The organism is Grimontia sedimenti, from assembly GCF_011045095.1.
GTDB classification, from domain to species: Bacteria; Pseudomonadota; Gammaproteobacteria; order Enterobacterales; family Vibrionaceae; genus Enterovibrio; species Enterovibrio sedimenti.
Genome location: NZ_JAALDL010000001.1, coordinates 261,251 through 284,481 on the forward strand (window position 1 = coordinate 261,251; position 23,231 = coordinate 284,481).

General features: G+C 48.3%; 23 protein-coding genes and 1 riboswitch. Of the genes, 18 read left to right on the plus strand and 5 right to left on the minus strand.

All coding sequences use genetic code 11. The features are described from left to right. Window positions 1–151 precede the first annotated feature (151 nt). From G5S52_RS01170 to G5S52_RS01180, 3 genes are read right to left on the minus strand one after another with little or no spacing between them, the layout of a single operon-like run. The gene (locus G5S52_RS01170) at window positions 152–850 is read right to left on the minus strand and encodes a phosphodiesterase (protein WP_165011705.1); all 699 of its coding nucleotides are present in this window, start codon (window positions 848–850) and stop codon (window positions 152–154) included. Then, window positions 826–1,308 (minus strand): ABC transporter ATP-binding protein, encoded by a 483-nt coding sequence (locus tag G5S52_RS01175; protein ID WP_235956035.1) that lies wholly within the window; start codon window positions 1,306–1,308, stop codon window positions 826–828. Before G5S52_RS01175 ends, G5S52_RS01170 begins: the two co-directional genes overlap by 25 nt. Then, complete coding sequence (locus tag G5S52_RS01180; protein ID WP_165011438.1) at window positions 1,305–2,102, minus strand: DeoR/GlpR family DNA-binding transcription regulator; 798 nt, start codon at window positions 2,100–2,102, stop codon at window positions 1,305–1,307. The genes G5S52_RS01175 and G5S52_RS01180 overlap by 4 nt, the downstream gene beginning before the upstream one ends. A 307-nt stretch (window positions 2,103–2,409) precedes the next feature. Here G5S52_RS01180 and G5S52_RS01185 point away from each other — a divergent pair, with 307 nt between their 5' ends. From G5S52_RS01185 to G5S52_RS01200, 4 genes are all read left to right on the plus strand, one after another. Next, window positions 2,410–3,009, plus strand: coding sequence for a histidine phosphatase family protein (locus tag G5S52_RS01185; RefSeq protein ID WP_165011439.1), 600 nt, complete (start codon window positions 2,410–2,412; stop codon window positions 3,007–3,009). Between the two features lie 232 nt (window positions 3,010–3,241). Further along, entirely contained in the window at window positions 3,242–4,171 is a 930-nt protein-coding gene (rocF, locus tag G5S52_RS01190) for an arginase (RefSeq protein ID WP_165011440.1), read from the plus strand. Window positions 4,172–4,321: 150 nt separating this feature from the next. Continuing rightward, window positions 4,322–4,720, plus strand: coding sequence for a VOC family protein (locus G5S52_RS01195; protein WP_165011441.1), 399 nt, complete (start codon window positions 4,322–4,324; stop codon window positions 4,718–4,720). Window positions 4,721–4,798: 78 nt separating this feature from the next. Then, window positions 4,799–5,416, plus strand: a complete 618-nt coding sequence (locus tag G5S52_RS01200; protein ID WP_165011442.1) for an HAD family hydrolase — start codon at window positions 4,799–4,801, stop codon at window positions 5,414–5,416. 63 nt (window positions 5,417–5,479) lie between these two features. On the opposite strand, the gene G5S52_RS01205 is transcribed toward G5S52_RS01200, so the two are convergent. After that, entirely contained in the window at window positions 5,480–6,001 is a 522-nt protein-coding gene (locus tag G5S52_RS01205; RefSeq protein WP_165011443.1) for a GlcG/HbpS family heme-binding protein, read from the minus strand. Between the two features lie 129 nt (window positions 6,002–6,130). Here G5S52_RS01205 and G5S52_RS01210 point away from each other — a divergent pair, with 129 nt between their 5' ends. Then, on the plus strand, window positions 6,131–6,616 hold the full coding sequence (locus tag G5S52_RS01210) for a GNAT family N-acetyltransferase (RefSeq protein ID WP_235956036.1): 486 nt from the start codon (window positions 6,131–6,133) through the stop codon (window positions 6,614–6,616). 322 nt (window positions 6,617–6,938) lie between these two features. On the opposite strand, the gene G5S52_RS01215 is transcribed toward G5S52_RS01210, so the two are convergent. Next, window positions 6,939–8,069: a DUF5666 domain-containing protein gene (locus G5S52_RS01215; protein WP_165011444.1), complete on the minus strand. Its 1,131-nt coding sequence runs from the start codon at window positions 8,067–8,069 to the stop codon at window positions 6,939–6,941. 340 nt (window positions 8,070–8,409) lie between these two features. Between G5S52_RS01215 and G5S52_RS01220 the strand changes: the two genes are divergently transcribed. The 13 genes from G5S52_RS01220 (at window position 8,410) to atzF (ending at window position 23,150) form a co-directional block, all read left to right on the plus strand. Next, window positions 8,410–8,601: a hypothetical protein gene (locus G5S52_RS01220; protein WP_062664009.1), complete on the plus strand. Its 192-nt coding sequence runs from the start codon at window positions 8,410–8,412 to the stop codon at window positions 8,599–8,601. A gap of 336 nt (window positions 8,602–8,937) precedes the next feature. Next, a complete protein-coding gene (gene yiaY, locus G5S52_RS01225; protein ID WP_165011445.1) occupies window positions 8,938–10,086 on the plus strand; it encodes an L-threonine dehydrogenase in 1,149 nt (382 codons plus the stop codon). Between the two features lie 97 nt (window positions 10,087–10,183). Next, on the plus strand, window positions 10,184–10,489 hold the full coding sequence (locus G5S52_RS01230) for a DUF6482 family protein (protein WP_165011446.1): 306 nt from the start codon (window positions 10,184–10,186) through the stop codon (window positions 10,487–10,489). Between the two features lie 76 nt (window positions 10,490–10,565). Beyond that, window positions 10,566–11,870, plus strand: a complete 1,305-nt coding sequence (locus G5S52_RS01235; protein WP_165011447.1) for a mechanosensitive ion channel family protein — start codon at window positions 10,566–10,568, stop codon at window positions 11,868–11,870. 66 nt (window positions 11,871–11,936) lie between these two features. Beyond that, window positions 11,937–12,353, plus strand: a complete 417-nt coding sequence (locus G5S52_RS01240) for a GNAT family N-acetyltransferase (RefSeq protein ID WP_165011448.1) — start codon at window positions 11,937–11,939, stop codon at window positions 12,351–12,353. A 125-nt stretch (window positions 12,354–12,478) separates the two neighbouring features. Next, window positions 12,479–12,757: a hypothetical protein gene (locus tag G5S52_RS01245; protein WP_002542472.1), complete on the plus strand. Its 279-nt coding sequence runs from the start codon at window positions 12,479–12,481 to the stop codon at window positions 12,755–12,757. A 553-nt stretch (window positions 12,758–13,310) separates the two neighbouring features. Then, a riboswitch (guanidine-I (ykkC/yxkD leader) is annotated at window positions 13,311–13,436 on the plus strand. A 56-nt stretch (window positions 13,437–13,492) separates the two neighbouring features. After that, window positions 13,493–14,578 (plus strand): putative urea ABC transporter substrate-binding protein, encoded by a 1,086-nt coding sequence (locus G5S52_RS01250; protein WP_165011449.1) that lies wholly within the window; start codon window positions 13,493–13,495, stop codon window positions 14,576–14,578. Between the two features lie 9 nt (window positions 14,579–14,587). Next, entirely contained in the window at window positions 14,588–15,412 is an 825-nt protein-coding gene (locus G5S52_RS01255) for an ABC transporter permease (RefSeq protein ID WP_165011450.1), read from the plus strand. 2 nt (window positions 15,413–15,414) lie between these two features. Next, window positions 15,415–16,206 (plus strand): ABC transporter ATP-binding protein, encoded by a 792-nt coding sequence (locus G5S52_RS01260; RefSeq protein WP_165011451.1) that lies wholly within the window; start codon window positions 15,415–15,417, stop codon window positions 16,204–16,206. 38 nt (window positions 16,207–16,244) lie between these two features. After that, a complete protein-coding gene (locus G5S52_RS01265) occupies window positions 16,245–16,970 on the plus strand; it encodes an urea amidolyase associated protein UAAP1 (RefSeq protein ID WP_165011452.1) in 726 nt (241 codons plus the stop codon). A 10-nt stretch (window positions 16,971–16,980) separates the two neighbouring features. Beyond that, window positions 16,981–17,625, plus strand: coding sequence for an urea amidolyase associated protein UAAP2 (locus tag G5S52_RS01270; RefSeq protein WP_002542466.1), 645 nt, complete (start codon window positions 16,981–16,983; stop codon window positions 17,623–17,625). Between the two features lie 137 nt (window positions 17,626–17,762). Continuing rightward, window positions 17,763–21,395, plus strand: coding sequence for an urea carboxylase (gene uca, locus G5S52_RS01275; protein WP_165011453.1), 3,633 nt, complete (start codon window positions 17,763–17,765; stop codon window positions 21,393–21,395). Then, entirely contained in the window at window positions 21,396–23,150 is a 1,755-nt protein-coding gene (gene atzF / locus G5S52_RS01280; RefSeq protein WP_165011454.1) for an allophanate hydrolase, read from the plus strand. The last annotated feature ends 81 nt before the right edge of the window (window positions 23,151–23,231 follow it).

Here is a 23,231-nt window from a genome sequence, read left to right on the forward strand (position 1 = left end):
AAATTTTTCAACGCAGTTATCGAGCATTTTAACAAGCTAGGATGAGCAGATATTTACTACGATTGGTATAAGTTCTATCAACGGGATAGCACGCTAAAACTGGTTTGTCACCGCTTTAGCGTGAGAGTTGAGGGCTTTGTACGAGAGTGGTTCAAAAAGGATAAAGTGGGCCTGACGAAGCCAGTGGAAGGTAGGTGCTACGGAAGCCTTTATTCCACTCATGCAACATATAGCCGCCTGGGTCTTGTGTAAAACCGACGGGCGCGTCACTTCTATGATCCGTCAAAAAGGAACTCGCTGTTGCAGGAGAGGACAAGACCGTGGCTCCACCTATTGTGCTAACAATGCTGTTATGAAGATGGCCGCAGATAATCCGCACTTCACGGGGCGATTTCTCCAGAATCTCTGCCATTTCATCTGCGCCTTCCAGACCAATGGTATCCATAAACTGAATACCCGAAGCAAAGGGAGGATGATGCATGGCAATCAAAGCGGGTTTATCTGGGTGACGTGTCAATGCATGTTCGAGAAAAGCCAAAGCAGCGGGAGATAAACGACCACCGCCTTGACCCGGAATTACGGTATCCAGACCGATGATGTCGAGGTCAGGGAAGTGTTTCACCCAGTTGATTTCTTCACTGGTCGCGGGTGTCAGATTCTCAAAGCAGTGATGCATAGAAGAGCGAAGATCATGATTGCCGGGTATCACGAAATAGGGAATACCCAAACGCCTTATTACAGACTTGAAGGCTTCGTAGCTCTCGACGTCGCCGTGGTCGGTGATATCGCCAGTCACGATGATGGCATCGACGTGTCCAAGCTTCTCTAAATCCTGCTCAATCTTAGTGATGGCATCATCGCACGCGCTAGAGCTACACGTTGACGCTGCCCACCGGAAAGTTCGCCCGGTTTGCGCTCTTCATAGCCAAGGAGACCCGTAATACGCAGGGCGTTCTCAAGCTTCTTCAATCGTTCATCTTTGGGCACCTTGCGCACCTTCATGCCGAACATGACGTTCTCTGCGACAGACAGGTGCGGGAAGAGTGCATAAGACTGGAATACCATGGAGAGATTTCGCGCTGAAGGTGCCATTTCAGTCACGTCAGTGCCTTCGATTCGAATGGCTCCTTCATCGGGTATCTCCAAGCCTGCCAGCAATCGCAACATGGTAGATTTGCCGCAGCCAGAAGGCCCCAGCAGGGCAAAAAATGCGCTTTCTGGGATATCGATAGAAATGTTTTCAACACCAAGTTGTCCGTTCCATCTTTTTGCAATGTTGTCGAACGAAACAAAGGGTTCTGTGTTCATGAAGCGTCGCCTCCCACTAACTTCAAACGGTCTCCGACACGGTCACTCAGCGCTGAAAAGTCATCGCCGGGGTGTTGGTCCATGATGATCAAATCCACGTCGAAAATACTCCCGCCAATAGCAGGGGCTGTTCGCGTCAACTTAGTACTGTCCATGACTAGAATGGACGTTTTGCAATGGGTGCGAATGGCTTCGCGAACCCTCACTTCAGAGGCATGGAAATCCAACATGCCTCCGTCTTCCGATATGCCAGCTACGCCAAAAATGCCGTACTCAGCGCGATAACTGTTAAAAAACTCAAGCACGCCGTCACCGAGTACATCCCGGTCAGGCATGCGCACTTCTCCGCCCGGAATGATGATGCGGTTACTTGGCTCATTACTCAGAACCATGGCGGCATTGAGGTTATTAGTCATCACCGTCAGCCCAGATTTCGCAGTCAGCGCTTCGGCCACAATTGCCGGTGTCGAACCAATAGAAATAAACACCGTGGCACCGTCAGGAATGACATCAGCCACTGCTTTAGCAATAGCGCGTTTCTCAAGGTAATTCGTTTCCGCACGCTGCTGATAGGGCGCATTTAGCTGTTGTTCGAAGCTCTCAACACCACCATGTTTTCTACGAAGCAGGTTTTCACTGCACAGCTGATTAATATCTCTTCGTATGGTCTGGGCTGATACCCCAAGCAACTCGGCCAACATTTCGACAGATACATGTCCCTGTTCTGTTGTCTTGTCGAGGATCAGTTCTCTTCTGATCTCGGTTTTCGATTTTGCTCTAGCCTCATTGCTCATATCTTTCCTCCGCGTTCACTTCAATCTAGTCCCGCTGTTTACATTTGATCAACATTAAAGTGAGCGAATGAAAATACTATTGTGGTCAAAATGATTAAATGCTCATTTTTGATAATCAGATTTCATTTTTGTGTTTAATAATGAAGTCGGTTTCTACGAGAAAATGAGCAAGTGAACACTTTTTTAATTGAGTGTATTGTTAGCTAATGAATGTGAAATCTACGTTTCATCGAGATGAACAATTGATGCCAGTGTGACAATATGACGCGTTAAAGAGGGTTAACGCGGATGTTTTGGAAGAAAAAAGATGACAGTTTTCAAGAATACTTACTTCATCATGCGCCATGGACAGAGTGAAGCAAATGTGGCTGATATCGTGGTGAGCGATCCTGCTATTGGTTGTGCCAACTATGGGTTATCTCCGCTTGGTCAAACGCAGGCCAAAGCATCGGCGCAAGCTTTTCGTGACAAGGGGATAGAGATTATCGTCTGTTCCGATTTCAAACGTACCAAGGAAACGGCAGCCATTGTTGCTGAGGAACTCTCCCTGCAACCGGCAGTTGAAGATACCCGACTGCGAGAGCGTTTTTTTGGTGAATGGGAAGGGCAATCGTCTTCTGCGTATGAAAACGTGTGGGCTAAAGATTTGCAGGATTCAAACCAAAGTTTTAATAACGTTGAAAGCACCGTGAGTGTCCGCGATCGTTCTGTCAGCTTGATTCAAGATTTAGAAAACCAACATGAAGACAAAGTCATCCTGTTGGTTGCTCACGGCGATATCTTACAGATCATGAAATCGGCTTTTCACGACATTGAGCCGGGTCAACATCGCACTTTGCCTCACCATGAAACCGGTGAAATTAAACTACTGGTGTCTAAAGGCGATAACATTCACTTGCCGATCTAACGTTAATAATAACGAAAACTGTTGAAAACTCAGGGTGGTACGTTGTGTTTCTCTGGCGAGAAAGCGTACCACTTTCTGTAGTCATCTCTTCTTTCCTGCCTTCCTTTGATCGCTGACCTTATACTCAAATCATCGTTGTGTTAAAGAAATGTTATGCGTGAGCATGTTGAAACATCGAAGGAGTGATGTTTAAAACTCCTCATACAAATACGATCATTTCGAGGGTTTCCCCATGAAGGAAAATGGACAATCAAAATCAATTCAAATCATCGGCGTTCCTGTGGATCTCGGCGCTTCCCGGCGCGGAACAGATGGTGGCGTTTCAGCGGTTCGCATAGCAGGGCTTGGCGAGAAGCTGACAAAGATGGGTTATACAGTGACGGACGAAGTGGACGTTGCCGTTCCCTCTAAGGAGTCTAGACCCAAAGAGACCACAGGCAATATGCGTTTCCGCAGCGAAATTCTGCAGGTGTGTCAGGATCTCGCCGTCGTGACAAAAGAGGCACTGAACAAAGGGAATCTCCCTCTGGTCATCGGTGGAGACCATTCCCTCGCAATTGGTTCGATTTCCGGCATCGCGGACTATTTTCAGGAGAAGGGCGGCGAGCTAGGCCTTGTTTGGTTTGATGCTCATGCAGATATGAATATTCCGGGTATTTCACCATCGGGCAATATTCACGGAATGCCGCTGTCCCATCTGCTTGGCTACGGCGACAAGGAATTCACAGGTATTCTCAGCGCCAACCCAAAAATAAAGCCTGAAAATGTGGTGCTGGTGGGTGTAAGGGATATTGATGAGAAAGAAAAAGAGCTGATCAAGCAATCCGGCATCAAGGTTTACAGCATGCGAGATATCGATGAACTTGGTATGAACCGCGTAAGCGACGAGATCCTGGAAATTGTGACCAAAGGAACAGTGGGTTTCCATGTGAGCTTTGACGTGGACGGTTGCGACCCCGAAGTGATGCCGGGTTCAGGAACTTTGGTTCCGGGCGGGGTGACATATCGTGAAGCGCATTTGTTGTTAGAAAAATGCGCGGAAACCGGATTGATGACTTCCATGGATTTGGTGGAATTGAACCCATTTCTGGATAAAGGAAACATCTCCGCCGAACGTGCCGTGTCGCTGGTACTCAGCGCCTTTGGGCAAAGCGTCCTTTAATAACGCCAACCTTAAGCTGCCGTATCATCGCGGCAGCCAATCTAATCTTCTTCTCATTTCGGCACATCACACACTTCAACGTCTTTTGACGTGAGATACGTTTATCTTACTGATAAATTGGATTTTTAATAAGCCGTTCAGGAAATTCTTATGCTTCCAAAATCCGCTACGTTACGTATCGCCCGCCCGACAGATAACCTAAAAGCTATCGCCGACATGTACATTAAAGGGCTGGGGTTCGAGTTACTGGGTAGTTTTGAGGACCACAATGGTTTCGATGGCGCAATCATCGGCCACCGAGCACACAATTATCATTTCGAATTTACCCATCACCGTGGGATTAAAGTAGGAAAAGCGCCAACTCAGGATAATCTGATTGTGTTCTATTTCGAAGATGACGAAACGTGGGAAACTAATTGTAAGAGCATGCTGAAGGCGGGTTTTAAACAGGTGGCTTCTTACAACGATTACTGGGACGTTTCGGGCAGAACATTTGAAGATCTGGACGGGTATCGTGTGGTGCTACAAAATCGCGAATGGTCTGTATAACAACTGCCATTTTCGCCTGATACTCTCCTGAAAATACGCTATGTTGATGACTTGGAAGAAAAAGTAGGGGAGTAAGACATGGAATCCAGAAACATTCGGCATGTTGTGTTTGATGTAGGCAATGTGATTGTGCGTTGGTCGCCACTAGAAATCGTCAGGCTGACTTTCGGAGACAATGTAGAACAGGAAACCATCGCCAGAGATATATTTCAAAATGACATCTGGATGGACTTAAACAAAGGCTTGATGACGGAAGATGAGGCCAAAAAACGCTACCAAACCGAAATGGGTTTCTCACCAGATATCACAAATCAGCTCTTTTACTATGTGAAGCAATCTCTTATCCCCCTATTTGGTTCGTATGAGCTCATCCAACACGTGAAACAGGCTGGCTATGGCGTATACGCTTTAACCGATAATGTGCACGAAATCGTTGCTTTCCTCAAAGAAACCCAAGACTTCTGGCCATTGTTTGACGGGGAAATTGTGTCGGCAGAGGTGGGCTTACTCAAACCTCAACCTGAAATCTATCAGGCGCTTTTGACCCGCTATGATTTGAATGCAGCAGAGACAGTTTTCCTTGATGATATGCCTCATAACGTTAAAGGCGCTCAAGACGTTGGCATCGCAGCGATTCAATTTGAGAATGCAGAACAAGCAGAATCCGAGTTGAAGCAGCTAGGGTTGCTGTTTTAACGCATTCTATTCGGCGGACTTGTGTTGAAAAAGCCAGCGTCATCGCTGGCTCATGAAATGGCCCTAACCTTTCAGTTCCTTCGAAATACTTTTGATGCCATGCTCTGCACAGATATCGTCATATTCTATACCCTCATCATTTTCTCCTGGTGCGCCAGCGACACCAATAGCACCGATGACTTGCCCTTTGTAATAGATTGGAATGCCACCACTTAGCGTAATCAATCCTATTTCGTTAAAGACAGCTCCGAGCTGAGGCTCATGTTCATTTTCCGCTTCGATGATGGATGTTGCCTCGCGGCGGGATGCCGCTGTGAGTGCCTTTCGGTAGCTGGTTTCCACAGCATGAGGGAAAGCACCGTCGCTGTTTAGTTGAACTTTCATTTGACCACGTTGATCAACGACCGTGGTTGTCGGTTTAAAACCATCTTTCAAACAGCGGTCATTGGCGGCTTTAGCGGCTTTTAACGCCATGTCCAAAGAGATAGTTGGCTCATTGATGACGTTGGCAAATGAATTTCCCGAGACAAATGCCATGCAGGTAAGAAGGGAGAGCATGGACAGAGTTTGATAGCGTTTTTTCATTGGCAAAATCCCTATACTTGGTGGGATACGTTGAGAACTCCCACGATCACTGGATAACTGAAAGTTAAAACCCAGAACCTCACTACTGTTCAGGTTCCTAGTCATCATGTGCCGTATATGGTGAAAAAAATGTCAAGAGAAAATGGAATGTCGAACATGCCAGATACCTTTAATGTAAGACGCGCCTCGACAGAAGATCTCCCAACACTGGTGAAGTTCACTGCCGAAGAAGCAAGAGAAGCCGAAGGTTCATCCTTAACACCTGAAACTTTGAGAAAAGGCATAGAAGCTGCACTCAATGACACGTCGTTGGCGATGTATTGGGTGATGTTTGATGAAAAAGCCAAAGTTATTGGCAGCGTCTCTGCGATACGAGAATGGAGTGATTGGAATGCTGGCTTTTATTGGTGGATTCAGAGCATGTATTTGCTACCGGAAGCCAGAGGAAAGGGCCTGATGGGTAAGCTTATCGAAACTGTTAACGAAGAAATGAAGATACATGGAGGATTGGAGCTCAGGCTATATGTACATGCTGACAACATCGTTGCGAGTAAAGCATACGAAAAAGTTGGATTCGAATATTCTTCCTACCAAATCATGACTCTCCAACAATAATTTACTGAGTTAGCAACATTGAACAATTTTATCGTATTCACCGACGGTCCAGCTTCAAGCAAAACGACGGTTATTGAAGCCCTAACAAAGCAAGAGTAGAGATGAACTAGACAAAATCATCAAAGAAGACCCGTTTTATATTGAAGGTGCCGCTGATTACGAAGCCATTGAGTTTGTTCCGACTATGGCTGCCGAAGAGTTTAGTGCTTTGAAAAATTGCATATAGCAAGGCCTCCATAACGAAACACAACTGCCTGTTTGGTTGAGGCAGCCTGCACAATGGAAACAAAAAGGGCTGGTAAACCAGCCCTCGCTTTATCGCCTAGTCGTCTTCGCGTTCAATCTCGCGAGCGACGTAATCACCATTGATAATTACGCCTTCAACTTCTACATATTCGCCTTCCAGGAAATCGAAGTCTAAGCCGTCATCAAACTCTGTGTTTGCATCAGTAAATATCTTCTGCCCACGAACTTCGAATGACTGCTCCACGTCGTTGGTATTTTCAATGATCCCTTTGCGTTCGAATTCAAACTTGTCCCAGTCGAAATCAAAATCAAAGTCATCTTCAAATTCGATTTCTTTGGCGATGGTGCGTTTGGCTTGGTTGATGTATTCCACTTCAACTTCTGCACCAAGACGTAGATCTGCTTTTGAACCATCATCAAACTTGGTAGAAGGGTCGATATCGAAAATACCTCGATAGTTAAGTTCGAAGCGGCTTTGATCATTCGCTACCCAGGTAATTACACCTTCAGTTTCACCTCGGCCAAGTACACCGCTAAAGCTTTTGAGTTTTAGCGTTTCTGCAGTTAGCTCACCTTCGAATTCGTTGTATGTGCCGAACACTTCCACCCACGCTCCATTTCGAAGCTTACCGTTTTGTAAGAGCTGTGAGTCGAACAACACAGTCAGTGAGTTGCCAACCTTAAACGTATTATTGTTAACGTTGAGGTTTGAAATACGGCCCTCGGCTTCGACCATGCCATCAGCATCGTACTCGAACTGAATAACGCTCAGTACTTTGTAACCCGCGTTGGCGGTTGGCAGTGTGGAAACCATCACCCAATCGCCTTCTGAAATTTTATTCGACAGACGATCAAACTGAAGCTCTACACCATTTACTTTGAAGCTCTTGCCATTGATATCAGTAATTTTGCCAGTGAAGGTCGGATCGAGCTGAACATTCGCACTGGTTGCACGTGATGAGGTGTTCAACAACACCATCATATTGGCCTCAAGCGCTTCATTGCTGAAGCTATGACCAGCATATTCCAGTTGCGCTACATGATACGGACGATTGTTGACGGTAATGGTTGAGCCATTCACGTTCTGGATTTTGCCTTCTACAGCACTTGGTGTTGGGGTAGCGGACGTCTCGCTGCTTTCTCCACCGCTGCCGCCGCACGCTGTTATAGCCAAAGATAGAAGAGGAAAAAGCGCGTAACGTTTCATTAAGTGAGCCTTGAATAAGTGTGGGTATTTGACGGCGCGGAATGTATCACTGCGTATGTCCGAGGATTTCTGGGGGAATTGTCAGGGTTCTGTCAGCGAGAACTCGATTGATGATTGTTTGTTCATGTCGTTACTTTTTCAGTCAGTGGTTTATAAGAAAACGTTTCAACATGAATAGGTTGTAATGCACTGCTGTATAAAATTTGAGAATGCGATACGCGGCTGAGACAGAGAAATACTCTGACTGAAGGCAGGTTGAATTTTTGGCGGTCTCTTTATAAAAGAAATAATGAGATAGCGTATTTTCGCTGTGTATTAACACACTGCAGAGCTACCAATCATGAAAATTCAGCCATATGAAAATATCGAAGACGCAACCATTGTGGCAGAGACTAAATTGGTAAATGGCGTCTATGTCATGGATCGACGCGATCGTGGAGACCGACGTAAAAAGCGAGGCAAATACCATGGGTATGATCGCCGTGTGAGCGCTGACCGTCGTGGTTCAACAGGCGTTGATGAATTTATCTAGTCCAAAGTGTCTTCCTGTGTTTTAAAAGCGGCGACTTGTCCAGGTCGCCGTTCGCTTTTTTCCTATCTAAAAATCCAGCCTTGTTCTCCATTTATAATTTGTTACCGCTCGAAGTAATTCGGTAAAAAACCATAACAAAATCATGGCATTTGCGATGGAAAACATAAGATCTATCTCAAACTATTGGTCACGTGTATCAATAGTTGGGCGTGCAATTGAGCCAGATCAAAGTCTCGCACACTGGCGGGGTGTTACAAAATTCAGGTACGAAAGAGGTAGGACAAGCCTATCTTCGTGCACCCTACATATTCGAATAACAACCCCAGGAGAATCGCAATGACGAGCGCATTTTTTATCCCAACCGTTAACCTGATGGGCGCAGGTTGCCTTGTAGATGCTGCTGATGCCATTAAGTCTCACGGCTTCAGAAATGGTCTTATCGTGACCGACAAGGTGCTGAATGAAATCGGCGTTGTAGAAAAAGTTGCGGCTCTTCTGGCTGAGCGTGATGTGCAAACTGCCGTGTTTGATGGTACACAGCCAAACCCGACCATTGGTAACGTTGAAGCGGGTCTAGCAATTCTGAAAGAAAACGGCTGTGACTTTGTGATTTCTCTTGGTGGCGGCTCTCCGCATGACTGTGCAAAAGGTATTGCGCTGGTAGCAACCAACGGCGGCAACATTGGCGACTACGAAGGTGTCGACCAATCTGCGAAAGCCCAGTTGCCATTGATTGCGATTAACACCACGGCGGGGACGGCGTCTGAAATGACCCGTTTCTGCATCATTACTGACGAAGCGCGTCACATCAAAATGGCGATTGTGGATAAGAACACCACGCCGCTGATTTCAGTGAATGATCCTGAGCTGATGCTGGCAAAACCTGCATCACTGACAGCTGCGACTGGTATGGATGCGCTGACTCATGCAGTAGAAGCGTATGTTTCAACTGCAGCATCTCCAATTACTGATGCGGTTGCGATTAAAGCGATTGAACTTATTCAGGCAAACCTACGCACCGCTGTGAACGATGGTCAAAATCTAGCTGCACGCGAGCAAATGGCGTATGCACAATTTATGGCGGGCATGGCGTTTAACAACGCTTCTCTCGGTTATGTACATGCCATGGCACACCAGTTAGGTGGTTTCTACGACCTTCCACACGGGGTATGTAACGCCATTCTTCTACCACATGTGCAGCGCTACAATGCACAGGTTTGTCCAAGCCGTTTGCGTGATGTTGCCAAGGCGATGGGTGTGAACGTCGATGCTTTATCACCAGAAGAAGGTGCAGAAGCAGCACTTAACGCCATTCAAGAACTGTCAAAAGATGTGGGTATTCCAGCGGGTCTGGAAGTGTTAGGTGCGAAAGCAGATGACATCCCAGTATTGGCGGATAATGCCCTGAAAGATGCTTGTGGTTTCACTAACCCGAAACAAGCCACTCATGAAGAGATTTGCGAGATTTTCCGCAACGCAATGTAATCTCATCAGCATAACTAAAAAGCCGCTTTTCGAAGCGGCTTTTTTGAACCATAAAGCAAAGCCTCCCGTAACTTTTTGTTGATCACAGGAGGACGCCATGAAAACACCACTCACCAAGCTCGAAAAATACTTCGTTATCGACAAGTTGATCATCCATTCACTGGATCTGTGCTTGTATCAAGCGTCTGTCATTATTGAAGGGGAAGAGCACTTTGTGTGTTATGACGATGGAAACTTCCTCCGAACCCATTCGCTGATCGAAATTCAAAAGTGCTGTAAAAATCTGAAAGCGAAAGAAACGGTTCTCCGTCAGGAAAGCGCGTATGACGAAATGGTTGGGGCACCAGCCAAAGGCGAAACAAACGCACTGGAAGTGCCTTTGAAGGACTGCGGACTTTACTGACCCCTGTATCAAAACTGCCTCACCGGAAGTGAGATCTGACTGATACGCTCAAACATCAGCAGAGGGAGTTCGGTAGATGTTAGATCATGGTGTTCGCAAGTACGTTACTGACAAGTTGACACAAATGGGGTTCGACAGCGACCCCTACGGTGCAGAGCCAACCTTAGTATTCATCCTGGCTGCCGTCGGCATTGCGGGCATCAGCTATCTTCTCGTCCATCGCGTTATCGTTCGCTACGTGAATCTCGCCATCAGTAAAAACAAGCAATCTTGGGCTAACAGCTTAACCAAGCATGAAGTATTGGAAAAACTCGCTGCGCTTGTGCCAGTGATGATTCTTGATGTCTTGGTACCACCTATTCTGACCCATCATCCTTTGCTTGCGACCATGTCAGACCGATGCCTTGGCATCGCTGTTATCGTGATGTTTATCTGGATGCTGTTTGCGCTTCTTGATGCCCTCCATGATATTGCCTACCTAAAAGGCATCAGCCGCCGGATGCCAATCAAAAGCTTTGTTCAGCTCATCAAGCTATTCACTTTCTTTGTCGGCATCGTGATCTGTATTTCCATTCTGGCGAACGAATCACCCATCATTTTCCTCAGTGGATTAGGCGTGGCGACAGGCCTTGTCATGTTGGTGTTCAAAGACACCATCTTGGGTTTTGTGGCGGGCATTCAGCTTTCCGCCAACCGTATGGTTAGCCTGAATGACTGGATCCAAATGGATGAATACGGAGCAAGCGGCACAGTAGAGGAGATCTCTCTGACAACGGTGAAAGTGCGCAACTTTGATAACACCATCAGTATGCTACCCGCCTACGCGTTAGTACAGAGCGCATTTATCAACTGGCAGGGGATGTCCGATTCGGGTGGCCGTCGTATTAAACGTTCAGTGCATGTTGACCTGACTTCCATTCGCTTTCTGACTGAAGAAGAAATTGAATCGTTGAAAGAAATACGAATCCTGCGCGAATTTTTGTTTGAGCGGGTGAAAGAGATCAAAGAATTCAACGAGAGCTTTGAAGATGTCCATCACGCTGCGAACCTGCGTCAAATGACTAACGTTGGAGTATTTCGCGCGTATCTTGCTGTTTACCTTCGCGCACACAAGGATATTCATAATTACATGACGTGTATGGTGCGCCAATTGGAACCCACCGCGGAAGGTTTGCCGCTTCAGGTTTATGCTTTTGTGAACAACACGGACTGGGTGTTTTATGAAGGGGTGCAGGCAGACATCTTCGACCATATCTACGCCATCATGCCGATGTTTGGTTTACGACCCTTTCAGTCATTTGGTGGCCATGATGCAGTCAATATCGGGTTGGGTAGTCAGCAGAATAATGCCGCGCCGATTGGTGACCAGATAGGACGATAGCTTTCCAGCCACATGCTCTGCTATGCCGTGGTAAGGTGTTGGTAAATCTTGATTTGGGAAACCGAAATGGAAATTCGACACATCAGTTGGCAGGAAACCATCGACATTCGCCACAGAGTGCTTTGGCCAGACAACCCCCCTGAGTTTTGTAAAGCGGAAGGGGACGATGAAGCCCTTCATCTGGGGGCTTACGTCAATGAGGAGCTGATTTGTGTAGCCTCGTTGTTTTTCGACGGTGATGTGGTGCGCTTGCGAAAATTTGCAGCTTTACCGGTCTATCAAGGCCAAGGTATTGGATCTTCGGTACTGAGTGCAGCGTTTAAAGAAATGAAGGCACGTGATGTTTCAGTGTTTTGGTGTGATGCACGTGAAGCTGCCATGGGGATATACCGAAAATTTGGGATGAAACCATCAGGAGAACGCTTTTATAAAGGCGACATTCCTTACTTTAAAATGTCGATAAACTTCGCAGATTTTCCCTAACTATGTGCCATGTCCCACGGCTAGAGAATGAGCGTTTGAATCTAATTCCGTACGGTATATTCTTTAATCTCAGCGTTTGAAACATACAAATCTTCAGTGGTTTAGTTGAAGGATAGCCAAATACGATGGGTACATTTTGGGGTAAAGTGAATGACTCTCTCGCCGACACACTCAATGACTTTTTTGAGTATCGCGGGCGAGTGTGGATTGTGAGCATTCGCGAGAATCAATTGTTGAATGACTCTTTGATTGTTTCCGAAGATTCTTTCCGTGAACCTATGGACTGGATGGTTGACCAAGGCTACCCCGATGATGTCCTCGAAGAGCTGGAATACCTCAAGCTCTCTCAATCGATCAGCGTTAAAGTCGGCGATATAGAACACTGCATCATGCGCGTGAAGTAACGCAGCCAAACAACGAAAACCCCTCCAAAATCAAAGTGCAAAGTCGGTGCATCTTCTGCACCGACGATGATCATATCTTTTCACCATACAAACCCATTTCAATACTAATCAATTATAAATCATACAGTTAAAAAGTTGGCAAGATGGTTGCTATTAAGAGTATGGCGTGCGCATGCAGAGCTTCTGCAGACGTTACGTTTACTCCTTGCTGTCGTTGTTGGTTTCTCTGTCCTATCGATCCTCCGTTGATTGGACAGGGAAACATTTTTTTATCGGCATCCTACAACTTCGTATTTTTACCCACCGCGAGTTTCATCCGAGTTAATTTAAATGTGGTTTGTTTATCCTGTGATTTCCGAAGGTCGACAGATCCTTGTGTGGATCAAAACAGTGCAATTCTGCACTCAATCTGTTCGGTTTCTTAAGGCAGAAAATTAAAAAAGAAAGTAAATATTATTAAATACAACGACATAAAAAATTGGCAAGCCCATTGCTTATAACATCATCAGTAACGCACCAAAGATGTATCGTTCGAAAGCGTTCCGACAATTTGAAAATAGACAACTAGGGTTCCGATGCTGACAAGGAAAAGCATGCCTGGTCCGAGAGTTGTCAACCTCACCTAAATCAGCGAGATGCTGACTAAGAGGTCACACGGAGGGATAAAAGCCCGGGAGATTCGTTTGATATCTCTTTGGTGCCGTCGATTCGTGAAAACTCAAGGTAGAGGTAGTTATGAAGTTGTATTCTTCCGTTCTTCGCAAAATTTCCACTCGTCTGGCGCTTGCCGCCACATTATGTCTCACTCTGATCTCAAGCCCTGTGCTTGCAGCAGACAAGCCGACTTTCCGTTTGGCTTGGTCAATCTATGTTGGCTGGGTGCCGTGGGATTACGGTAACAGTGAAGGCATTATCAACAAATGGGCTGACAAGTACGGAATAGAAATCGAAGTCGTTCAGGTCAATGACTACATCGAGTCGATCAACCAGTACACCGCAGGTGCGTTCGATGCAACTGTGATGACCAATATGGATGCTTTGACCATTCCTGCGGCGAGCGGTGTTGATTCGACTGCACTTATCGTTGGTGACTTCTCAAACGGTAACGACGGCATCGTGCTGAAAGATGCCGCTGAGCTGGCCGACATCAAAGGCCAACGCGTCAATCTGGTAGAGCTGAGTGTCTCGCACTATCTGTTGGCACGAGCCCTTGAAAGCGTCGGCATGTCTGAGCGCGACGTGACTGTGGTAAACACCGCTGATGCGGACTTGGTGTCGGCGTTTGCCACAAAAGACGTGACCTCCGTAACCACGTGGAACCCGCTGCTGGCAGAGATTGTATCTATGCCAAACGCATCAAAAGTCTTCGATTCTTCTCAAATCCCCGGTGAAATCATCGACCTTCTGGTCGTAAACAGCGACACCCTGGCGCAGAACCCAGAATTGGGTAAAGCCTTGACGGGAGCTTGGTATGAAATCATGAGCCAGATGCAGATGGACGACGAAGTTGGCACCAAAGCGCTGGAGTTTATGGCGGCATCTTCTGGTACTGATTTGGCCGGTTACAAAGCCCAGTTGGATTCAACCAAAATGTTCTACCAGCCAGCGGATGCAGTGAGCTTCACCGAATCGGCAACGCTGAAAGACACCATGGGTAAAGTGGCCGAGTTTTCATTCAAGCATGGATTGCTGGGTGAAGGTGCACCGGATGCAGGCTTCATCGGCATCGAAACCCCTGCGGGTGTTTTTGGTGACAGCAGCAATGTCCTGCTTCGATTCAACCCAACCTTCATGGCAATGGCTGCGAAAGGCGAGCTGTAAGGCGGGCTTATGACGCGAATTATTAACCTAAAGCCGTCGCCTTTTGGTCGCTCGGTTCTAGCTTGCCTGCCGTTTGTGCTTCTGATCGCCGCCTATTTGGTGGCATCAGATGCCCGTTTGGCGGAAAACCCTAACGATAAACTGCTCCCTTCATTTGCCAGCATTGCGGATGGTATGGAGCGTATGGCGTTTGAACCCAGCCGTCGAACCGGAGAGTTTCTCCTATGGGTCGACACCTGGGCGAGCTTGGAACGTTTATGCCTCGGTGTGGGTATCAGTGCACTGTTGGCGCTGGTGGTGGGTGTTGCGAACGGCATGATCCCTTATGTGCGCGCGCCGCTGTCTCCGATGGTCAGAGCAATGTCTCTGATCCCTCCGATGGCAATTCTTCCCATTCTGTTTATTGCGCTTGGTTTAGGGGAGCTTTCTAAAGTCGTGCTTATTGTCATTGGTATTACTCCAATGATGATCCGCGATTTGCAGCTCCGAACAGAAAGCCTTCCGAGTGAGCAAATCATCAAGGCGCAAACACTGGGGGCGAATTCATGGACCTTGCTGGTTCGGGTCGTGTTACCTCAGGTAATGCCTCGCCTTATCGAGGCAGTGCGGTTAACGCTTGGCAGTGCGTGGCTATTCCTGATTGCCGCAGAGGCGATTGCTTCCACCGAAGGTCTTGGCTATCGCATCTTCCTTATTCGCCGCTATCTGGCGATGGATGTGATTCTGCCTTACGTCGTCTGGATAACCATTCTTGCCTTCCTGATGGATTGGCTGCTGCAAAAACTCTCCGCTAAATGCTACCCGTGGTTCAACGCGACTCAGGGAGGGAAATGATTATGGACAACTCAAATACACCCATTATCGAAGCCAAAAATGTCTGGAAAGAATATGGCGACCATGTGGTGCTGGAACGTCTGAACCTGAAAGTGATGCAGGGGGATTTCATCAGCATCCTTGGTACTTCGGGTTGTGGTAAATCCACCTTCCTGAACATGTTGCTCGGCACACAGGCACCTTCACGCGGTGAGCTGCTTTTGGATGGCAAGCCTCTGAGTTCGGAACCAGGCCCTGAACGCGGGATTGTGTTCCAGAAATACTCAGTGTTTCCGCATATGACGGCTTTGCAAAACGTCATGGTGGCTGATGAATTCGAATTGTCGAAAGTACTCGGAAAAGTGTGGGGAAGCAGCAAGGGCGAGTTGAAAGATCGCGCCATGGCACAGTTAGAAAGGCTGGGTCTGACACAGGCTGCCAACAAGTATCCGGCAGAAATGTCAGGCGGCATGCAGCAGCGCTTGGCAATTGCGCAAGCGTTAATGAAAAAGCCGCGCATTCTGCTGTTGGATGAACCTTTCGGGGCGCTTGATCCGGGTATTCGGAAAGATATGCATGTGCTGATCAATGACATTTGGCAGGAGCAAAACCTGACCATCTTTATGATCACCCATGACCTTCATGAAGGCTTCAAGCTGGGTTCACGTCTTTGGGTATTCGATAAGCCAAGATTCGACCCGCAAGAGCCAGATCGTTATGGATCGCAGGTGACGTTTGATATTCCCCTGAATGCTTCAGGTCAGGAGGACATCATCGCCTCTCTGCAGGCGAAAGAACAAAAGGAAGTGGCATAAGCCACCGGAAACCAGCTTCGACAGCAAAGGAGAAAGTAATGACACTGAATAGCTTGTTCAAGCACAGTTACCAAGGCGGGCAACATGGCTCGCTGGAAGTACCCGCTGGTTACAGCTTACGGTTTACCGCGAAAGACAGCGGCGCAAACCTAAGTTTGCTGATGTACAACCCGCGTAATACGTCAGAGCGAATCAATCTGCCGGACACGCTGAAATGCCAGCACACGTTTAAGCTCACCGCTGGCAACTGTGTGTATTCCGACATGGGGCGTATTTTCTGCTCCATTGTCCGTGATGACACAGGATGGATCGATAGCATTGGCGGGCTCAGCAACAGCCAACATGTCACCACAAAATGGGGCGCACGCGATTATCAGCATCACCGTAATCTGTGGATGCAAAACGGCCACGATGCCATGTTGGTGGAAATGGCGAAGTTTGGATTGGGGTTACGTGATGTCGCCGCACCGATGAACCTCTTCAGCAAAGTCTCCACGACCGATGACGGTGTGCTGGCATTTGATAGCGAAAATACCCGTGCGGGTGATGTGATTGAGCTGCGTTTTGAAATGGACACGGTTGTGCTGTTGAGCACCTGTCCACATCCGATGAATCCGTCTTCTACTTATCCGAGAACGGGCGTTGACGTCGAAATGGTGCGTGCTGAACCCCTCGCCGAAGATGATGCTTGTTTGAATCACTGCGATGAAAACCGCCGTGGATTCGTCAACACCCGCCAATATCAACCTCAACTGATGGGATAAGGAGCCAGTCATGATTGTTGAGAGCCAACTTTGCACTCAGGAAGCCAAATTGAAAGAGGTTGTGGATGCTGGAGATTACTACTTCAAAGTCATGAAGCAGGGAGAGCGCATGCGCATTACCGATCTTGAAGGTAATCAGGCCGCGGACACCTTGTTTTATAACGCTAACAACACCGAAGAACGTTATTCGGCGATGGATACACTTCGCGAGCAAGGCAATGCTTACCTGACAGCGGGCTCAATGTTGTTATCAAACCTGAACAACCCGATGCTGGAAATTGTCGCGGATACCTGTGGTCGCCATGACACCTTGGGTGGCGCTTGTTCAACCGAGAGCAACACTGTGCGTTACGCGCATGAAAAGCGCTGCATGCACGCTTGTCGTGACTCCTGGTTGCTGGCAGTCACAGAAAACCCAGAGTATGGCCTGACCAAAAGAGATATCAGCCACAACGTCAACTTTTTTATGAATGTGCCAGTGACAGCGGAAGGCGGACTGACCTTCGCGGACGGCATTAGCGCGCCGGGTAAATATGTGGAGCTTGAAGCCAAAATGGACGTGATCGTGCTGATCTCTAACTGTCCACAGCTCAACAACCCGTGTAATGCCTACAACCCAACGCCGATTGAAGTGGCAGTGTGGGATGCCGCTTAACGCTGAGCATTGAGCACTAAGTAATAGTAATACTCGCGACAACAAGGTTACCAAGGAGAGGTAAGGGACGACCCTTCACGCAGGAAATGCACCTCAGGTCTTTGTCCGGGACGACCCGGATAGAAGAAGACAACGCTATGTTCAAAAAAATTCTTATCGCCAATCGTGGCGCCATCGCTTGCAGAATAATTCGAACGCTTGATGCCATGGGCATCGCAAGTGTGGCGGTTTACCACGAAGACGATGCAGGCAGCCTGCATACTCTTAACGCTTCAGAGGCCCACAGCTTAGGCGAAGGCAGTGCCGCCGAAACTTATCTCGATATCGACAAAATTCTTACCATCGCCAAACAAACGGGTGCCGAAGCGATTCATCCCGGCTATGGCTTTTTAAGTGAAAACCCAGAATTTGTGGCGGCCTGTGAACGTGAAAATATCGCCTTTCTTGGCCCAACCAGCGAGCAAATCAATCTCTTTGGTTTGAAACACACTGCCCGTGAACTGGCAGAGAAAGCCAATGTCCCTTTGCTGCCGGGTACGGGGTTGCTAGAAAGCGTGGAAGAAGCGCTTACCAAAGCAAAAGAAATGGGTTACCCGGTCATGCTCAAAAGCACGGCTGGTGGTGGCGGCATCGGCATGCGCCTTTGTGAAAATGCCGAACAGCTTCAGGATGCCTTTGAGGCAGTAAAACGTCTGGGTGAAGCCAACTTCAGCCATAGCGGTTTGTTCATGGAGAAGTTCATTACCTCAGCCCGCCACATCGAAGTTCAGGTGATTGGTGACGGCGAAGGGAGCGTGATTGCGTTGGGGGAGCGGGATTGTTCTGCACAACGTCGCAACCAGAAAGTGATGGAAGAGACGCCGGCTCCCAATCTGAATGAAGAGACCCGCCAAGAGTTACAACAAACAGCTATTCGTCTTGCCGCGTCGGTGAACTACCGAAATGCGGGTACAGTTGAATTTATCCTCAACCAATCTACCCAACGGTTTTACTTCCTGGAGGTGAATACGCGCCTTCAGGTTGAGCACGGTGTCACTGAGCTGATCTTTGGTGTGGATATTGTTCGTCTTATGGTAGAAATCGGCTGTGGCGAACACGCTGATCATTGGCAAGAGGCTCTTGAAGCCAAACCTACAGGACATGCCATTCAATTCCGTCTTTATGCAGAAGATCCAAACAAACAGTTTCTGCCATCAACCGGCTTAATCACTCAGTTAGATTTCCCAGAAGGTGTTCAGGGTAATGCGGTGAGTCAGGACGAAAATGGCAGTACGGTGCGCATTGATACCTGGGTGGAAGCGGGTGTGGAAGTCAGCCCATTTTTCGACCCGATGATTGCCAAAGTCATGATGCATGAACCTTCAAGAGAACAAGCACTGGATAGCATCGCCAGCTTGCTGGAAAACACTGCTCTTTACGGCATAGAAACCAACCTTGATTACCTTGCACAACTTTCCCGCGATCCTCTGGTGAAGCAGGGAGAAGTGCTGACATCGAGTCTGGCTTCATTTGATTATCAGCCTCATTCTATCGATGTATTAAACAGCGGTACCCAAACCACCATTCAGGATTACCCCGGCCGCAGTGGCTATTGGCATGTTGGTATCCCGCCATCTGGCCCCATGGATAACCTGAGCTTCCGTCTAGGCAACCAGTTGTTGAACAACGATGAAACCGCTTCTGGTTTGGAGGTCATTGCTAACGGACCCACTCTCAAGTTCAACGCTGACACCCAGCTGGTGGTGACGGGTGCCGAATTGCCCGTCACGATTAATGGCGTTGAAGCGCCGATGTTTACCGTGTTGGCAATATCGAAAGGCGATACCGTCGCGCTTGGCGCGGTTCAAAACAAAGGGGCGAGGGCGTATCTATCAATCAAAGGTGGATTTGATTGCCCCGAATACCTTGGCAGTCGCTCGACCTTTACTTTGGGCAAATTTGGCGGGCATGCAGGCCGTGCACTGATGGCAGGAGACGTACTGCACCTCAATAAAACTCAATTGGATAAAAAGCGCGTTGGTGAAACATTGCCAGCACCGGACCTTTCCATGACGCATACTTTGCGCGTGATCTATGGTCCGCACGGTGCGCCGGACTTCTTCACGAATGACGATATCCAATCGTTTTTTGATGCTGAATGGGAAGTTCACTTCAACTCAAGCCGCACGGGTGTGCGTTTAATTGGACCAAAACCCGAATGGGCGAGACCAGACGGGGGTGAAGCAGGGCTCCATCCTTCCAATATTCACGACAATGCTTACGCCGTTGGCACGGTGGACTTTACCGGTGACATGCCTGTGATTCTGGGGCCAGATGGCCCGAGTCTGGGCGGCTTTGTTTGTCCTGCCACAGTGATAAAAGCCGATCTTTGGAAGCTCGGACAATTGAAAGCGGGAGATAAAATCCGTTTTCAGGCGGTGTCTTTGGAACATGCCGAACGTGCGGAGCGTCATCAGTTAGCAGCCATTGGTATGTTGTCTTCGAAGGAGTTGGCATTGCCAAGTGCTTCAACCCGAATTTCTCCGGTATTGAAGGAAATCCCAGCGGATAAATATGGCGAGCAGGTGGTGTATCGCCCGAGTGGAGAAGATTTTCTGCTGGTGGAATATGGCCCACAAATGCTCGATGTGAAACTGCGTTTTCGTGTTCATGCGTTGATGTTGGCGTTGGAAAAAATGGCGATTCCCGCCATTAAAGAGCTGACCCCTGGTATTCGTTCGCTTCAGGTGCACTTCGATAATCTGCAAATGAGCAGTGAAGCAATGCTTTCGCTGCTTGAAAAAGCAGAGGCGACTCTCGGTGACATCAGCACATTGGAAGTGCCTTCCCGGGTGGTTCACTTGCCGCTTTCCTGGGATGATCCTTCCATCCAGTTAGCAATGAAAAAGTACGATGAAGTGGTGCGTAAAGACGCGCCTTGGAGCCCAGACAATATTGAGTTTATTCGTCGCATCAATGGATTGGAAAGCAGAGATGCGGTGCAGGATATCGTGTTTGATGCGAGTTATCTGGTGATGGGCTTGGGTGATGTTTATCTGGGCGCACCTGTCGCGACTCCGATGGACCCTCGCCACCGACTGGTGACAACGAAATACAACCCAGCGCGCACCTGGACGCCTGAAAATGCGGTGGGTATCGGTGGTGCTTACATGTGTGTATATGGCATGGAAGGGCCGGGCGGTTACCAGTTAATGGGGCGCACACTCCAGATGTGGAACCGATACAACCAGACTGAGGCATTTACTCAGCCTTGGTTATTACGCTTTTTCGACCAGATTCGCTTCTATCCTGTCTCGCCTGAAGAACTCACTCAAATCCGCCGTGATTTTCCTCGTGGCAAGTTTGATGTTCGCATTGAAGAAACCCGTTTCAGCCTCGCTGAATACGAGGCCATGTTGGCGAAAGAAAGTGAGTCCATCAGCGCGTTTAAAACTCAACAGCAAGCTGCGTTTGACGCTGAGCGTCAGCGTTGGGAAGAGACCGGAAAGGCGAACTTTGTTGCCGAAGTCGTGGACAGTGCAGAAACAAGCCTCGAAGTGCTCGAAAGCGGCCAGTTCCCCGTGACCGCTCAGTTAGCAGGGAATGTGTGGCAACTACTGGCTAAACCCGGCGATACCATCGAAGTGGGGCAGCCACTGCTTATCGTTGAATCAATGAAAATGGAAATTGAAGTGACAGCGTCACAATCAGGACGCGTGGTCCGAATGTCTAAAAGCGAAGGTGAGCAAATTCGCGCCGGACAAACACTGTTAATCATGGAGCAAATCTAAATGGAATTTACGTCAATTCAACAACTGTTGGCGGCTTATCAGTCAGGTGACACCACGCCGGCAGATTATCTCTATTCCCAGTGGAAAAAAGCGCAAAACGATCAGCATAATTGCTGGATTAGCATGATCAGCGAAGCGCAATTGGATGGCTACCTGAAAGCGTTGAGAAACCACAAACCGGAAAATAAGCCGCTTTATGGTGTACCGTTTGCCATTAAAGACAACATCGATCTGGCGGGATTGCAAACGACAGCAGCCTGCAAAGAATTTGCCTACACACCGGGTCAATCTGCGTTTGTGGTGCAGGCTTTAATCGAGGCGGGCGCGGTGCCTTTGGGTAAAACCAACCTCGACCAGTTCGCTACAGGGTTAAATGGCACACGCAGTCCATTCGGAGCCTGTAAGAACAGTATTGACCCAGCATACGTTTCTGGTGGTTCAAGCTCTGGCAGCGCAGTTTCCGTTGCTCTGGGTCAGGTCATGTTTTCTTTGGGCACGGACACGGCGGGCTCAGGTCGGATACCGGCAGCTTTTAACCGATTGGTGGGGATGAAAGCCAGCATTGGGCGGATCAGCTGCCGTGGCGTGGTGCCAGCGTGCAGAACGCTTGATTGCGTGACTTTGTTTGCACACAGCGTTGAAGACATTGAATACCTGCTGCCTATCGCTGGCCAGTATGATGCGGGTGACGCTTACGCCCGTGACTTTTCTGAGTCCGATGCCGACATCGTTTATCTTTCTGATGCAGTCAGGATTGGTGTACCGAAGACAGAGAACCTAGAGTTTTTTGGTAATGCTGACTTTGAGCGCCGGTTTGAGTTGAGTAAAGAAAAGCTCGCTGCAAATGGTGCCGAGCTGGTGGAGATGGACATTCAGGATTTCCTGGATGCCGCGATCTTGCTTTATCAGGGGCCTTGGGTGGCAGAGCGTTATGCCGCCATAGAAGGCTTTTTTGATGAGCATGAAACGCAGTGTGAACCGACGATTCAGGCGATCCTAGGTGGTGCAGCTAACTTCTCAGCGGTGGATGCGTTCAATGCTCAGTATCAATTGAAAACACTGAAAAAGCGCTGTGATGCCAAGCTGAAAACCGTTGATGCAGTTATCGTTCCGACGTCTGGGACGATTTACACCATCGAAGAAATGCTTGATGACCCCATCCAGAAAAATACCGACTTTGGTTATTACACCAACTTCATGAACCTTCTGGATTATGCCGCGATTGCGATTCCCGCGGATGACGAAACGGAGCAGATGCCGTTTGGTATTACGCTGTTTTCTGACCAAGGCAGTGAATCCAAGTTGCTGGACCTTGCCAAAGCTTATACTGCCAACGAAGCCGTTTCGGTGGGCGAGTCGATTGATGAAACCATGGTCATTGCCGTTTGCGGTGCTCACATGGAAGGTTTGCCACTCAATCACCAGTTGAAAGATCGCCATGCGAGCTTTATCGATAAACGCCGGAGTGCGCCGAGTTACCGTTTCTATGCGCTGGCAGGGGAAGGGCCCAAACGCCCCGGCATGGTGCGCGTGAACGAAGCTGGCGTCAGCATTGAAATGGAGCTTTGGGAAGTGCCGACATCCAGCGTGGGTGATTTTCTCGCTGGCATTCCCAGCCCGTTGGGCCTGGGCAAAGTGGAGTTGGATGATGGTACCTGGGTGACTGGGTTTATCTGTCAGGCATCTGCAATTGAAGGTGCGAAAGATATTTCATCCTATGGTAGTTGGCGTTTGTATCTGACTAACAATAGCTAGCGGTTTTGGTGTTGAAAAAGCGGGCAATTAAAGCCTGCTTTTTTTGTTTGCTTTTGGTTCGTTGGGCGATACACTCCGCGC